The organism is Micromonospora sp. CPCC 205561 (assembly GCF_036906775.1).
Classification (GTDB): Bacteria; Actinomycetota; Actinomycetes; order Mycobacteriales; family Micromonosporaceae; genus Micromonospora.
Genome location: NZ_JBAKHV010000034.1, coordinates 14,339 through 28,742, shown reverse-complemented (window position 1 = coordinate 28,742; position 14,404 = coordinate 14,339). Strand labels below are relative to the sequence as shown.

The 14,404-nt window shown below is 75.3% G+C and carries 12 protein-coding genes, 1 pseudogene and 1 riboswitch; of the genes and pseudogenes, 8 read left to right on the top strand and 5 right to left on the bottom strand.

Going from position 1 to position 14,404, the window contains the following annotated elements; all coding sequences use genetic code 11:
- Positions 1-7: 7 nt before the first annotated feature.
- The 6 genes and pseudogenes from V6V16_RS18410 to araB all read left to right on the top strand — a co-directional run bounded on the left by V6V16_RS18410 (position 8) and on the right by araB (position 6,842).
- Complete coding sequence (locus V6V16_RS18410) at positions 8-1,228, top strand: cytochrome P450 (RefSeq protein WP_334563654.1); 1,221 nt, start codon at positions 8-10, stop codon at positions 1,226-1,228.
- Positions 1,225-2,157: pseudogene (locus V6V16_RS18405) on the top strand (alpha/beta hydrolase); the annotation flags it as partial. The gene V6V16_RS18410 and the pseudogene V6V16_RS18405, both read left to right, overlap by 4 nt.
- A gap of 82 nt (positions 2,158-2,239) precedes the next feature.
- Positions 2,240-3,352 carry an alpha-hydroxy acid oxidase gene (locus tag V6V16_RS18400; protein WP_334563652.1) on the top strand — a complete coding sequence of 371 codons (1,113 nt, stop codon included), beginning with the start codon at positions 2,240-2,242 and terminating at the stop codon, positions 3,350-3,352.
- A gap of 3 nt (positions 3,353-3,355) precedes the next feature.
- Positions 3,356-4,678 (top strand): aminotransferase-like domain-containing protein, encoded by a 1,323-nt coding sequence (locus tag V6V16_RS18395; protein WP_334563650.1) that lies wholly within the window; start codon positions 3,356-3,358, stop codon positions 4,676-4,678.
- A 67-nt stretch (positions 4,679-4,745) separates the two neighbouring features.
- The gene (locus V6V16_RS18390; protein WP_334563648.1) at positions 4,746-5,006 is read left to right on the top strand and encodes a hypothetical protein; all 261 of its coding nucleotides are present in this window, start codon (positions 4,746-4,748) and stop codon (positions 5,004-5,006) included.
- Positions 5,007-5,177: 171 nt separating this feature from the next.
- The gene (gene araB / locus V6V16_RS18385) at positions 5,178-6,842 is read left to right on the top strand and encodes a ribulokinase (protein WP_334563646.1); all 1,665 of its coding nucleotides are present in this window, start codon (positions 5,178-5,180) and stop codon (positions 6,840-6,842) included.
- 177 nt (positions 6,843-7,019) lie between these two features.
- On the opposite strand, the gene V6V16_RS18380 is transcribed toward araB, so the two are convergent.
- Entirely contained in the window at positions 7,020-8,459 is a 1,440-nt protein-coding gene (locus V6V16_RS18380) for a glycine hydroxymethyltransferase (RefSeq protein WP_334563644.1), read from the bottom strand.
- Positions 8,460-8,476: 17 nt separating this feature from the next.
- A riboswitch (ZMP/ZTP riboswitch) is annotated at positions 8,477-8,566 on the bottom strand.
- 174 nt (positions 8,567-8,740) lie between these two features.
- On the opposite strand from V6V16_RS18380, the gene V6V16_RS18375 reads away from it, so the two are divergent.
- Positions 8,741-9,547, top strand: a complete 807-nt coding sequence (locus tag V6V16_RS18375; protein WP_334563642.1) for an SDR family NAD(P)-dependent oxidoreductase — start codon at positions 8,741-8,743, stop codon at positions 9,545-9,547.
- Between the two features lie 90 nt (positions 9,548-9,637).
- Positions 9,638-10,489, top strand: a complete 852-nt coding sequence (locus V6V16_RS18370) for a metallophosphoesterase family protein (protein ID WP_334563640.1) — start codon at positions 9,638-9,640, stop codon at positions 10,487-10,489.
- A gap of 39 nt (positions 10,490-10,528) precedes the next feature.
- Here V6V16_RS18370 and V6V16_RS18365 read toward each other — a convergent pair whose 3' ends face one another.
- The 4 genes from V6V16_RS18365 to V6V16_RS18350 form a co-directional block, all read right to left on the bottom strand.
- Positions 10,529-11,029, bottom strand: a complete 501-nt coding sequence (locus tag V6V16_RS18365; RefSeq protein ID WP_334563638.1) for a hemerythrin domain-containing protein — start codon at positions 11,027-11,029, stop codon at positions 10,529-10,531.
- 113 nt (positions 11,030-11,142) lie between these two features.
- Complete coding sequence (locus V6V16_RS18360; protein WP_334563637.1) at positions 11,143-12,630, bottom strand: S8 family peptidase; 1,488 nt, start codon at positions 12,628-12,630, stop codon at positions 11,143-11,145.
- A gap of 146 nt (positions 12,631-12,776) precedes the next feature.
- The gene (locus tag V6V16_RS18355) at positions 12,777-13,646 is read right to left on the bottom strand and encodes an NAD(P)H-hydrate dehydratase (protein WP_334563635.1); all 870 of its coding nucleotides are present in this window, start codon (positions 13,644-13,646) and stop codon (positions 12,777-12,779) included.
- Complete coding sequence (locus tag V6V16_RS18350) at positions 13,630-14,361, bottom strand: histidine phosphatase family protein (RefSeq protein WP_334563633.1); 732 nt, start codon at positions 14,359-14,361, stop codon at positions 13,630-13,632. The genes V6V16_RS18355 and V6V16_RS18350 overlap by 17 nt, the downstream gene beginning before the upstream one ends.
- Between the last annotated feature and the right edge of the window lie 43 nt (positions 14,362-14,404).

Genomic DNA, 14,404 nt, shown 5'->3' with positions numbered 1-14,404 from the left:
ATCGACCGTGGACGTCACGCAGCTGCTGACCCGTCTCTACAGCGACGAGGGCCGGCAGGACCCGTACCCCTGCTACGCCGCGCTGCACCGGTTGGGGCCGGTCAGCGCGGCGCCCGAGCGCGCCGAGCACCGGGCGGTCGCCGCGGTCACCGTCGGCTACGACCTGGTCGGTGAGGTGCTGCGCGACCCCCGGTGGTACAAGCAGCCGCCGCCCGGCTGGCAGGAACAGGAGGTGCTGCGCACCTTGCAGACCTCGATGATGTTCGCCAACCCGCCCGACCACACCCGGATGCGGGCGGTCTTCGCGAAGACCTTCACCCCCCGCCGGCTCGGCGCGCTCGAACCGGCCGTGCACCGGGTCGTGGACGGGCTGCTCGACCGGATGGCCGACGCCGGTGACGCCGACCTCGACTTCGTCGCGGAGTTCGCGTACCCGCTGCCGGCCCTGGTGATGGCGGAGTTCATCGGCATCCCCGCCGGGGAGCTGGACTTCTACCGGCAGCGGGTGCGGCGCATCGACGAGTTTCTGGACGTGGCGGGCAAGACCCCGCGGCGGCTGGCCGCGGCCAACACCGCCGCCGCCGAGCTGCGCGGCTTCTACGCGGAGCTGATCGCCCACCGCCGCCGCCGGCCCGGCGCCGACCTGATCAGCGCGCTGGTGGAGGCGGTGGACGCGGGCGACGTGGAGCTGACCGCCGACGAGCTGGTCAGCAACCTGATCGTGCTCTTCAACGCCGCGTTCGTCACCACCGTCCACATGTTCGGCAACGGGCTGCCGCTGCTGCTGGCCCACCCGGAGGTGGCCGCGGCGCTGCCCGGCGACGACGCGCTGACCCGGGGCGCGGTCGACGAGATCCTGCGGTTGGAGGCCCCGGTGCACTTCCTGACCCGGGCCGCGCCCGAGGACACCGACGTCGGCGGGGTGCCGGTCGGGCGCGACCGCAACGTACTGCTGATCCTCGCCGCCGCCAACCGCGATCCGGCGCGGTTCCCCGAACCGGACCGCTTCGATCCACGCCGGAGCGGGCCACCGTCGCTGGCCTTCGGTGCCGGCCCGCACTTCTGCCTCGGTGCCGCGGTGTCCCGGCTGGAGGGCCGGCTCGCGCTGCCCAGGCTGCTGGCCCGCTTTCCCGGCCTCACCGTCGCGGAGGCGCCGACCTACAGCGGCAGCCTCTTCCTGCGCGGCGTCGACACACTGCTCGTCCACACCCGAGGAGGGGCCGCATGAGCGTCCACCCGCAGGTGGCGGCGTACCGGCTCGCCCGCGAGGCGGCCGGCACCCCGCCGCTCTACACCCAGAGCCTCGCCGAGGCCCGCGCCGCCGACCTCGCCGCGATCCGCGCCGGCGCCGGCGCGGTCGAGCCGGTGCACGAGGTACGCGACACGCGCGTGCCCGGCCCGGCGGGCGACCTGCCGGTGCGGATCCACCGCCCGGCGGGGCAGGGGCGGCTGCCCACCGTCTTCTACCTCTTCGGCGGCGGCTGGACGCTGGGCGGCGTCGACACCGCCGACGGCATCTGCCGGCGGCTGGCGAACGCGGTGCCCTGCCAGGTGGTCACCGTCGGCTACCGGCTGGCCCCGGAGCACCCCTTCCCGGCGGCGGTGCACGACTGCCACGCGGCGATCCGGTGGATCGTCGACCACGCGGAGGAGTTCGGCGTCGACGCCCGGCGGCTGGCGGTCGGCGGGGACAGCGCCGGCGGCAACCTGGCCGCCGCCGTCACCCTGCTGGCCCGCGACCACGGCGGGCCCCGCCTCGCCGCCCAGCTGCTGGTGTACCCGAACACCGACCAGACCGACGAGCCCGAGGTCGCCGGCGAGGACCCGCTGCTGTTCAACCGCCGTTCGGTCGCCTGGTACCGGGGCCACTACCTCGCCGACCCCGCCGACGCCCGGCACCCGCTGGCCTCGCCGCTGCTCGCCGACGACCTGACCGGCCTGCCCCCGGCGCTGGTGATCACCGCTGAGCACGACCCGCTGTGCGCGCAGGGCGAGCGGTACGCCGAGCGGCTGCGCGCGGCCGGGGTGGCGACCGTCCGCACCCGCTACGCCGGCATGATCCACGGCTTCTTCGCCATGCCCGGCACGTTCGACGACGGCCGCCGCGCCCAGGACCAGGCCGCCGCCTTCCTCCGCGAGCACCTTCGCCGGCCCGCCGACGGCCAGGACGGGGCCGACCCGGCGGCGCCGGCCACCCGCGCGACGCCGCCCCGGCCGGCGGCGGGGGAGGGCGCGAGCGATGGCTGACGCCGTGTCGCCACCCGCCGGGCCGCCCCCACCCGCCGGGCTGGCCGACTTCGCCGCGCTGGCGCGGGCGGTGCTCCCCGCCGACGTGTGGGACTTCGTCGAGGGCGGCAGCGGCACCGAGACGACCCTCGCGGCCAACCGGCGCGCCCTGGACCGCGTGGCCGTGCTGCCCCGGGTGCTGCGCGGCGTCCCCAGCCCGCGGACCGGGACGCGGCTGCTCGGCGCCCCCTGCGCCATGCCGGTGGCGGTGGCGCCGATGGCGTACCAGCGACTCGTGCACCCCGACGGCGAGACCGCGCTCGCGGCCGCGGCCGGCGCGGCCGGCGTGCCGTACGTGGCCAGCACGCTGAGCAGCGTGCCGATCGAGCGGATCGCCGCGGCCGGCGCGACGGTCTGGTTCCAGCTCTACTGGCTGCGGGACCGCTCCCTCGTCGGCGACCTGCTGGACCGCGCGCACGCCGCCGGCTGCGCCGCGCTGATGGTCACCGTCGACGTGCCGATCCTCGGCCGGCGGCTGCGCGACGTGCGCAACGCGTTCGCCATCCCCCCGCACGTGGTCGCCGCCAACCTGCCGGCCGGGCGGGACGCGATCGCGCACGCCGCCACGCCGGGCGTCTCGGCCGTCGCCGCGCACACCGGAGCGGCCTTCGCCCCCGCGCTGAGCTGGGCCGACCTGGAGTGGCTGCGCGGCCGTACGACGCTGCCGCTGGTGGTGAAGGGCATCCTCGACCCGCGCGACGCACAGCTCGCGGTGGCCGCGGGCGCGGACGCCGTGGTGGTCTCCAACCACGGCGGCCGGCAGCTCGACGGCGCCCCGGCCAGCGTCACCGCGCTGCCCGAGGTGGTGGCGGCGGTGGCCGACCGGTGCGAGGTGCTGCTGGACAGCGGCGTGCGCGGCGGCACCGACGTGCTGCGCGCGCTCGCCCTCGGCGCGCGGGGGGTGCTGGTCGGTCGGCCGCTGCTCTGGGCGCTCGCGGCGGGCGGCCGGGACGCGGCGCGCACGGCGCTGGCGCTGCTGGCCGGCGAGTTCGGCGACGCCCTGGCGCTGGCCGGCTGCGCCGACCCCGGCGAGGTCCGCGAACTGCGCGTGTTGACGGAGGGCTGAGCGGTGACCGAAGCGGTGGACCTGCGCGTCGCGGACCTGCACCCGGCGGTCGACGACCCGGCGCTGAACTCGATGAACTTCCTCAACGAGGTGGCCCAGCACTACCCCGACGCGGTGTCGCTGGCGGCCGGGCGACCGTACGAGGAGTTCCTCGACGTCGAGGCGCCGGGCCGGTACCTGGAGACGTTCCGCCGGCACCTCGCCGACGACCTCGGGCAGAGCCCCGAGCAGGTGCGGCGGACCCTGCTCCAGTACGGGCGCACCAAGGGCGTCGTGCACCACCTCGTCGCCCGCCACCTCGCCGTCGACGAGGGGATCACGGTCGACCCGGAGGCGGTCGTGGTGACCGTGGGCTGCCAGGAGGCCATGTTCCTGGTGCTGCGCGCGCTGCGGGCCGACCCGCGGGACGTGCTGCTCGCCGTCGCCCCCACGTACGTCGGACTGACGGGGGCCGCCCGCCTGCTGGACCTGCCCGTGCGCCCGGTGGCCGGCGGCCCGACCGGGGTCGACCTGGCCGACCTGCGCGAGCAGGTGCGCCGCGCCCGGGCGGCGGGGCTGCGCCCGCGGGCCTGCTACGTGATGCCGGACTTCGCCAACCCGTCCGGGACGAGCATCGCCCTGGCGGACCGGCGGCGCCTGCTCGACCTGGCCGCCGAGGAGGACCTGCTGCTGCTGGAGGACAACCCGTACGGTCTCTTCCCCGCCGGGGACGCCGGGCGGCCGCCCACGCTCAAGGCGCTGGACACCGCGCGGCGGGTGGTCTACCTGGGCTCGTTCGCCAAGACGGTGCTGCCCGGCGCCCGGGTCGGGTACGTGGTCGCCGACCAGCGCGTCGCCAGCGTCGACGGCACGGTGGGCCTGCTCGCCGACCAGCTCGCCAAGATCAAGAGCATGGTCACGGTGAACACGTCGCCGCTCGCCCAGGCGGTGGTCGGCGGCGCGCTGCTGGAGCACGGGTGCAGCCTCGCGGCGGCCACCGTCCGTGAGCGGGCCGCGTACGGCCGCAACCTGCGCCACCTGGTCGACGGACTGGCCCGGCGCTTCCCGGCGGAGACGTCGCCGGTGCGCTGGACCGTCCCGGCCGGCGGCTTCTTCGTCGTGGTCACCGTGCCGTTCGCCGTCGACGACGCGCTGCTGCACCGCTCCGCCCGCGGGTACGGGCTGCTCTGGACGCCGATGGCGCACTTCTACGACGACGGCGCCCCGGTCGACGCGCTACGGCTGTCGGTCAGCGCGGTCACCCCGGAGCAGATCGACCTCGGGCTGGACCGGTTGGCCGCCCTGGTCGCCGACGAGACGGCCCGCCGGGCGACCGCCGTGGGATGACACACCGCGTTCACCGCGCGGCAATGCGCGACGACCCGAGTTCCGCCGTCCTGGATGGACAACCATAATGGACACCATGGTCGCCTGGGAGTACGCGTTGCTGGTCCGCCGTTATCAGGGGCAGGGCCGCAACTTTCATGTCAGCTTCACCTGGTACGGCCCGGACGGCTCCCGTCGGGACATCACCGCGTACGGCGACACGGCGATCGCGCACCTCAACCGGGCCGGCCGGGAGGGCTGGGAGCTGGTCTCCGCCGCCGAGGACGTGAACAACGTCCAGGGCAGCACCGAGGTGCACCGCTACCACCTGAAGCGGCCCGTCGCCTGAGCCACCCGGCCCGCCCGGGCCGCGACCCCGGCGGGCACGCACCCTCCGAACGGCCGGGCCGCGGCCGCCGGTGGTGTGCCGTCCGCACCCCCGTGTTGCTAGCGTTTCCCCCCGCCGCCGCCGATCGGCCGCCCGCCCGGGCCCCGGCGCGCCGCGGCGGGAGGAGGAGCGGTGACGCAGCCGGCAGCCGGGGCGGCCCGGTACGTCGTCGGGGTCGACTTCGGCACCCTCTCCGGCCGGGCGGTCGTGGTCGACGTCGCCGACGGCGCCGTGCGGGGCGAGGCCGTGCACGAGTACCGGCACGGGGTGCTCACCGAGCGGCTGCCCGACGGGACGCCGCTGCCGCCGGACTGGGCGTTGCAGCACCCCGACGACTACCGCGAGGTGCTCCGCGTCGCGGTGCCCGCCGCGCTGCGCGCCGCCGGGGCACGCCCCGGGGAGGTGCTCGGCATCGGCGTCGACGCCACCTCCTGCACGCTGCTGCCCACCCGCGCCGACGGCACGCCCCTGTGCGAGCTGCCCGAGCTGGGCGGCCGGCCGCACGCGTACCCGAAGCTGTGGAAGCACCACGCGGCCCAGCGGCAGGCCGCCCGGATCAACGAGGTCGCCGCCGCGCGCGGCGAGAGCTGGCTGCCCCGCTACGGCGGCCGGGTCTCCGCCGAGTGGCAGCTCGCCAAGGCGCTGGAGGTGCTGGAGGAGGATCCGGAGGTCTTCGACCGGGCGGAGCGCTTCGTCGAGGTCGCCGACTGGCTGGTCCGGCAGCTCTGCGGCCGGGAGACCCGCAACGTCTCCGCCGCCGGCTTCAAGGGGCTGCGGCAGGACGGGCGGTACCCGTCGGCGGAGTTCCTGCGCGCCCTGCACCCCCGCCTCGACGGGCTGCTGGCGCGGATCGACGGCCCGCTCGTCCCCCTGGGGGCCCGGGCCGGCGGGCTGAGCGCCGAGGCGGCCCGGTGGACGGGGCTGCCGGCGGGAGTCGCCGTCGCGGCCGGCAACATCGACGCGCACGTGACCGCGGCGGCGGCCCGCTCGGTCGAGCCCGGCCGGATGCTGGCGGTGCTGGGCACCTCCACCTGCCTGATCATGAACGCGGACGCGTACCGCGAGGTGCCCGGGGTCTGCGGCGTGGTCGACGGGGGCGTCACCACCGGGGCCTGGGGCTACGAGGCGGGGCAGAGCGGGGTCGGCGACATCTTCGCCTGGTACGTCCGCGCCGCCCTGCCGGCCGGCTACGCCGACGAGGCGCGCCGCCGAGGGCTGAGCCCGTACGAGCTGCTCGACGCCCTCGCCGCCGACCAGCCGGTGGGCGGGCACGGGCTGCTGGCCCTGGACTGGCACAGCGGCAACCGCTCGGTGCTGATGGACCACGAGCTCAGCGGCGTACTGGTCGGGCTGACCCTGGCCACCCGGCCGGAGGAGATCTGGCGGGCGCTGCTGGAGGCCACCGCCTTCGGCGCCCGGACCGTCGTCGACGCGTTCACCGTCGCCGGGGTGGACGTCGACGAGCTGACCGTGGCCGGCGGGCTGACCCGCAACCGGCTGCTGCTGCGCGTCTACGCCGACGTGATCGGCCGGCCGCTGCACGTGGTCGACTCCGCGCACCCGGCGGCGCTCGGCGCGGCCATCCACGCGGCGGTCGCCGCCGGGGCGTACCCGGACGTGCCGACCGCCTCTGCGGCGATGGGCGCCGCCCGGCGCGAGACCTGGCAGCCGGACCCCGCCCGGGCGGCCGTCTACGACGAGCTGTACGCCGAGTACCGCGCCCTGCACGACCACTTCGGCCGGGGCGGCACCGACGTCCTGCACCGCCTACGCGCCCGGCGCCACCGCAACCGCTGAGCCCGCTCGGCACGAACCCCGGTACGGGCGTTCCCCGCCGCTTGGGTCGCGTCCGACGGTCCTGCCCTCGCCCGTGCACCGGCGGGTCGGCCCGCCGGTGCGGGGCCGGTGGCCGGGCGGGACGGCGACGCCCCCGTCCGGGCGGGGCCGGGCGGGGGCGTCGGGGCGGACGCCGGATCAGCCGAGGTCGACGGCCGGGTAGAGCGGGAAGCCGCTGAGCAGGTCGGCGGCCTGCTTGCCGACCCGCTCGGCGACGGCGGCGTCGAGGACGTACTTGGCCTTGGACGGGGTGCCGTCGGGGTTCACGCCCGGCCTGGTCTGGCTGAGCACGGTGTGCATCAGCTCGGCCGTCTCGTCCATCTGGGCGGTGCCCAGGCCGCGGCTGGTCAACGCCGGGGTGCCGACCCGGATGCCGGAGGTGTACCAGGCGCCGTTGGGGTCCTGCGGCACCGAGTTGCGGTTGGTGACGATGCCGGAGTCGAGCAGCGCCTGCTCGGCCTGCCGGCCGGTCAGCCCGTAGCCGGAGACGTCGATCAGCACCAGGTGGTTGTCGGTGCCGCCGGTGACCAGCTTCCCGCCCCGGCGCAGCAGCCCCTCGGCGAGGGCCCGCGCGTTGTCGACGATCCGCTGGGCGTAGTCGGCGAAGTCGGGGCGGCGGGCCTCGGCGAGGGCGACGGCCTTGGCGGCCATCACGTGCGGCAGCGGACCGCCCAGCACCATCGGGCAGCCCCGGTCGACCTGGTCGGCCAGCTCCGGCTGGCAGAGCACCATGCCGCCGCGCGGGCCGCGCAGCGACTTGTGGGTGGTGGTGGTGACGATGTGCGCGTGCGGAACCGGGTCGAAGTCGCCGGTGAAGACCTTGCCGGCGACCAGGCCGGCGAAGTGCGCCATGTCGACCATGAAGGTGGCGCCGACGGAGTCCGCGATCTCCCGCATGATCCGGAAGTTGACCTTCCGGGGATACGCCGAGTAGCCCGCCACCAGGATCAGCGGCTTGAACTCGCGGGCCGCCTCGGCGACCTTGTCGTAGTCGACCAGGCCGGTGACCGGGTCGGTGCCGTAGCTGCGCTGGTCGAACATCTTGCCGGAGATGTTCGGCCGGAACCCGTGGGTGAGGTGACCGCCGGCGTCCAGCGACATGCCGAGCATCCGCTGGTCGCCCAGCTCCCGGCGCAGCGCGAACCAGTCCGCCTCGGTGAGGTCGTTGACCTGCCGCACCTGGGCCTTCTTCAGCGCGGGCGACTCCACCCGGTCGGCCAGGATCGCCCAGAACGCCACCAGGTTGGCGTCGATGCCGGAGTGCGGTTGCACGTACGCGTGGGCGGCGCCGAAGAGCTCCCGGGCGTGCTCGGCGGCGAGCGCCTCGACGGTGTCGACGTTCTGGCAGCCCGCGTAGAAGCGACGGCCGACGGTGCCCTCGGCGTACTTGTCGCTGAACCAGTTGCCCATGGTCAGCAGGGTCGCCGGGGAGGCGTAGTTCTCGCTGGCGATCAGCTTGAGCGACTCGCGCTGGTCGGCGAGCTCGGCGCCGATGGCGTCGGCCACCCGCGGTTCGACGGCGCGGATCACCTCGAGGGCGCTGCGGAAAGCGGTGGATTCGGCGTTCGGCGACGACATGCGACCTCCAGTGACGTGCGGAAGGCCCAGGCGCTCGGCATGCGTCCTCATGACGGGACCGCTTCCCGATGGTTCTCCATCCCCACGCGCCAGTCACGGCCCGGTGCCGATCCTAGCGGGTCCGCCTGGCCCGGCCCACCTCGCCCGTGCGGCGGGACCCGGCGAGCGGGCGGGGGTCGATGTGGGGGATCGGGGGATTGACCGGCCCGAACCGGGAAACAACACACCCGGGACGGCCACGGCGCGCGGGGCCGCCCGTCGACGAGGGGAGTGGCGAGCAGATGAGCACATCGGGCACGGACCGGCCGTCGGCCGTGGTGACCGGCGCGTCCAGCGGCATCGGCTACGAGCTGGCGGTCCAGTTCGCCGAGCACGGGTACGACCTGCTGATCGCCGCCGAGGACGAGGGGATCGTCACGGTGGCGGAGCGGCTGCGACGCGACGGCGGGCCGCGGGTGCATCCCGTCCGGGTCGACCTGACCCGGGCCGAGGGGGTCGAGGAGCTGGCCGCGGCGGTGGCGGCGACCGGCCGCCCGGTCGACGCGCTGGCGCTCAACGCCGGGCGGGGCGCCGGCGGGGAGTTCGTCGGGGGCACCTCGCTCGCGGACGAGCTGGCCGTCGTCGACCTCAACGTGCGCTCTACGGTGCACCTGGCAAAGCTGCTGCTGCCCGGCATGGTCCGGCGCGGCACCGGACGGGTCCTGTTCACCTCGTCGATCGCCGCCACCATGCCGGGTCCCTTCCAGGCCGTCTACAACGCCTCGAAGTCGTTCGTGCAGTCCTTCGCGGAAGCGCTGCGCAACGAGCTGAAGGACACGGGGGTGACGGTGACATCCCTGATGCCGGGCCCGACCGACACGGAGTTCTTCGCCCGTGCGGAGATGGAGGACACCCGGGTCGGCTCGGGGCGCAAGGACGACCCGCGCACCGTGGCCGAGCAGGGCTTCGCGGCGATGCTGCGGGGCGACCAGACGGTGACCGCGGGTTCGCTGCTCAACAAGGTGCAGACCGCCGCCGGCAAGATCGTCCCGGACAAGCTCAAGGCGGCGCAGCACCGCAGGATGGCCGAGCCGGGCTCCGGGGACTGAGCCCTCGCGGGCCCGGCGGCGGCTCGCGGGGGGCCACCGTCGGCGGCGCAGGCCTCGCGGCCGCGCGCGCCGCTGCCTAGGATCAGCCGCATGGCGGGGGAGGACGGCGAGGATGGCAGCCTGCTCGCCATCAGCGACCTGCACGTCGGGCACCGGGACAACCGGGCGGTGGTCGAGGGGCTGCGCCCCGGGTCGCCGCGGGACTGGCTGCTGGTCGTCGGGGACGTGGGGGACACCGCGGCCCAGGTCGAGTGGGCCCTCGGGCTGTTGAGTCACCGCTTCGCGCGGGTGATCTGGGTGCCGGGCAACCACGAGCTGTGGACGCCCCCGTCCGACCCGGTGACGTTGCGGGGCACCGCGCGCTACGCCCACCTGCTCGACGTCTGCCGACGGCTGGGCGTGCTGACGCCGGAGGACCCGTACCCGGTGTGGCGGGGTCGGGGCGGCCCGGTGCTGGTGGCGCCGCTGTTCCTGCTCTACGACCACAGCTGGCGCCCCGACGGGTTCGACACCCCCGAGGCGGCGCTGGCCGAGGCGTACCGGACGGGGGTCGTCTGCACCGACGAGTTCCTGCTGCATCCCGACCCGTACCCGAGCCGGTCGGCGTGGTGCGCCGCCCGGGTCGCCGAGACCGCGCGGCGACTCGCCGAGCGGGAGCCGGGCATGCCGACGGTGCTGGTCAACCACTGGCCGCTGCTGCGCGAGCCGACCCGCGTCCTGCGTTACCCGATCTTCGCCCAGTGGTGCGGCACGGAGTCCACCGCCGACTGGCACCTGCGCTTCGACGCCGCCGCCGTGGTCTACGGCCACCTGCACATCCCCCGGACCACCTGGCACGACGGGGTGCGCTTCGAGGAGGTGTCGGTGGGCTACCCACGGGAGTGGCGGCCCCGCGGCGGGCCCCCGGCGCCGCGGCGGATCCTGCCCGCGCCGCCGACATGACGACGGGCCCCGGCGTGCCGGGGCCCGGGTCTCGTCCGTTCAGGCCGTCACGGCGTCCAGCGACTTCTTGATCGCCTTGGGGTCGGTCGGCTTGCGCGGCGCGTCCGCCCGCAACTCGATCATCCGCTCGCCGATCTCCTGGAGCTGCTTACGGCCTAGCGCCTCGCGGACCTTGGGGAACCACTCCTGCTCCTCCTCCTCGACGTGGTGCAGGACGTTCTCGATCAGCACCGTGGTCTTGGCGTTGAAGCGCTCGTCGGCGGCGTCCATGGCGAACAGTTCGGCGCAGAGCACGTCGGCGACGTGGTGCTCCTCGTAGGACTCGAGGATGTCGTCCTCCAGGTCCGGCAGGAGCTTGCGGACCTCGGGGTACATCACCTCGTTCTCCAGGTAGGTGTGGACGGTGAGCGCCTCCAGGATCTCGTTCACCAGCTTCTGCCGCCGCGCCGCCGGGCCCTCCTCGGCCTCCTGGAAGGCCTTGAACAGGCGGCGCATCTCCTTGTGGTCCTCTTTCAACAGCACGATGGCATCGGTGGACACCGTTGACCTCCTCGGCTCGTCTGACGCCTCCTCCCGTACCCCCGGTGTGAGCAGCGAAAACGGGTGGGGCCCGGCGGATCACCGCCGGGCCCCACCACGGGTCGTGCCGTGCGCTACCGCACCGCGTTGTACGCGTTGACCATGCCGGCGCCGTAGAAGCCGTTGCGCTTGCCGCCGGAGCAGGTCGCGTCGTAGGCGTTCGGGCCGGCCGCGATCAGCGGCACCGGGTTGTAGACGCCGCCGGGGCAGGGGATCGACTCGGCGGTGTTCGCCAGGAAGGCCGACAGCTGACCGGGGGTCATGCCCGGGTGCGCCGACACGGCCAGGGCGGCCACGCCGGCGGCGTGCGGCGAGGACATCGAGGTGCCCTGCTTGTAGCCCCAGCCGTTGGTCCTCGTGGCGGTGTTGAAGGTGGTGGAGAGGATGCCGTCGGTGGGGGTCGAGCTGGCGCCCCGCGTACGGAATCGGGTGTCGCCGCCCGGCGCCGTCACCTCGACCACGCCCTGCCCGTACGAGGAGTAGTAGCTCTTCTCCCCGGTCGGGCCGACCGCCGACACCGTCACCACGCCCGGCGCCTCGCCCGGCAGGACGAGGCAGGCGTTGGTGAGGTTCCTGCGCTCCTCGGGCGTCCCGTTGTTCGGGCTGCCCGTGTCGGTGATCTTGTGGGCGAGGTCGAAGTTGGAGTTGCCCGCGGACGCCACGTGCAGCACGCCCTTGCTCTGCGAGTAGCGCAACGCCCGCTGGATCGCCTGCCACACCGGACGCTGGCGGGGGTCGTTGCGGCAGTTGAGCTGCCACGGGTCGATGTAGTAGCTGTTGTTGGTCAGCCGCATGCCCTGCTCCGCGGCCCACATGAAGCCGCAGACGGCGGCCTCCGGCAGGATGTAGCCGCCGTCGTTGACCACCTTGACGGCGGCCACCTTGACGCCCGGGGCGATCCCGGCCACCCCGACGCCGTTGACGGCGGCGGCGATGGTCCCGGCCACGTGGGTGCCGTGGTCGGAGGTGGTCGGGTTCCAGGCGGCCTCGGTGGTGTCGGGGACCCCGCCGATGCAGGACGTGCTCTTGTCCTTCGCGATCTGGCTGGCCAGATCGGGGTGGCTGGAGGAGATGCCGCTGTCCAGCACGCCCACCACCACGTCGGCGCGGCCGGCGTTGACGGCGTGGGCCTGCGGGACGTCGATCATCGGCAGGTCCCACTGCTGACCGTAGAGAGGCTCCTCGGTCGGGTCGGCGGTCGTACCGGCCGCCCCGGCCGCCGGGACCTCCAGGGTCGCGCCCTCGTCGAGGGCGGTGCCCAGGCCGGCGGTGGAGGCCACCGAGTCGACGCCCGCGCCCGCCACGTCGGTGACGAAGGCGGGGTTGGCCGACCGGACGACGAGCACGCCGATCTGGTCGTAGCTGGCCACCACGGTGCCCTCGGCGGCGGCCACGCGGGCGGCCGCCCGGTCGGTGCCGGCGCCCTGCGGGGCGAGCACCAGGAAAGTGGTGTCCGGGCCCGCGGCCGAAGCCGCCGGGGCCAGCCCGCCGGTGACGACGAGGCCGACACCGAGCGTCACGGCGGACGCGGCAGCCAGTGTCTTGCGACGGAGGTTCTTCACACAGACTCCCAGGGGGCTGTTCCAGCCGGGAGCGCCCCCTGGCGGGAGGCGACCGGCGGGAGGCGGGCGGGACGCACGCCTCCACATCCACCAGCGTCGCGGCGTCGGGTGGCGTTACGCCCTCCGGTGGGGCCGGGCGGAAGGTGTCAGACGGTCGCCAGGGTGTGCGGGATCTCGTCGAGCAGCTCCCGGGCGAGGAACCCGATCCGGCCGAACTGGGGCACCAGCCGCTGGCCGCTCACCGCGTGGGCGAACGCCGCCCAGCACGCGGCCTGCGCCGGTTCCGTGCCGCGCGACAGCAGGCCGGCCAGCAACCCGGCGCGGACGTCCCCGCTGCCGGAGGTGCCCAGCCCGGCGTCGCCGCTCTCCTCCCGCCAGCCCCGGCCGTCGGGGGTGGCGATGTGGCCGTAGAGGGAGACGACCGCGTCGTAGCGGCGGGCCAGCTCGGCCGACTCGGCGTCCAGGTCGTCGCCCGGGTCCCGGCCGAGCAGGTGCCGGGCCTCGGTGAGGTTGGGGGTGAGCACCACCGGCCGCCCGGACCCGACCAGCAGGTCCGGGGCGTGGCTGAGGGCCCCCAGGGCGTACGCGTCGAGCACCAGCGCCGTCCCCCGGCCGGCCGAGTCCAGCACCACGCGCAGCAGCCGACCGGTCTCGTCGATGTCCTTGAGACCGGGGCCGAGCGCCACCACGTCCGCCTCCGCCACCAGGTTGCCCAGCAGCTCCCCGGGCCGGCCCGCGACCGCGCCGTCGGGGGTCTCCGGCAGCCCCACCACCAGCGCCTCGGGCACCTGGATGCTCAGCGCGGCGGCGGTCGACTCGGCGGCGGCGAGCTGGAGCACGCCGGCCCCGGCCCGCAGCGCCGCCACGCCGGCGAGCAGCACCGCGCCGGGGGTGAACCGCGAACCGCCCACCACCAGCACCGTGCCCCGGGCCTCCTTGCCGCCGGTCGGCACGGGCAGCGCCCAGTCCCGCAGCAGGCCGGGGGTGATCACCCGGGTGTCAGACCGGTTCGGCATGGACCTCGTCCTCCCTGGTCGGCCGGGCACCCTGCTCACGCAGGTGACCGACGTCGTTGAACACGTCCGGGGTGAGCCGGCCGTCGTCTCCGGCGGACCAGCCGGTGATCGAGCAGTTGGCGATGACGTGCTCGCGGGTCAGCGCCATCAGCTCCGTCTCGGTGAGGCCCTCCACGAGGTAGCGGGTCAGGAAGACCAGGGCGTCGTGGCCGAACAGCAGCACCCGCCGGCCCTCGTGGTCGCGGCGCAGGTCGCCGAGGAGGGCGCGTAGGCGCAGCGCCACGTCCGTCCAGGACTCGCCACCCGGGGGCCGGTAGTAGAACTTGCCGAGCCGGTCCCGGCGGGCCGCCTCGTCCGGGTACCGCCGGCGTACCCCGCGCCCGGTCATTCCGTCGAGGATGCCCAGCTCCCGGTCGCGCAGCCGCTCGTCGCGGCTGACCGGGATCCCGGTGCCGGCCAGGGCCAGCTCGGCGGTCCGCACCGCCCGCAGGTACGGCGACACGACCGCCACGTCCGGCCGGCGGGCCTCGGGCAGCCCGGCCAGCCACCGCCCGGTGGCCCGGGCCTGTTCCTCGCCGGTCGGGCTCAGCGGCACGTCGGCGTCGCGGTGGGTCAGGTCGATCGACTCGGCGCCGGACGCCTCGGCCGCCGTCGCCGCCACGTTCGCCGTGCTCTCGCCGTGCCGCACGATCCACAGGGTCGCCAGTTCCGCCATGCGGCAACCCCTACCCGCACCCAGCCCCGGGTAACCGCGCGTC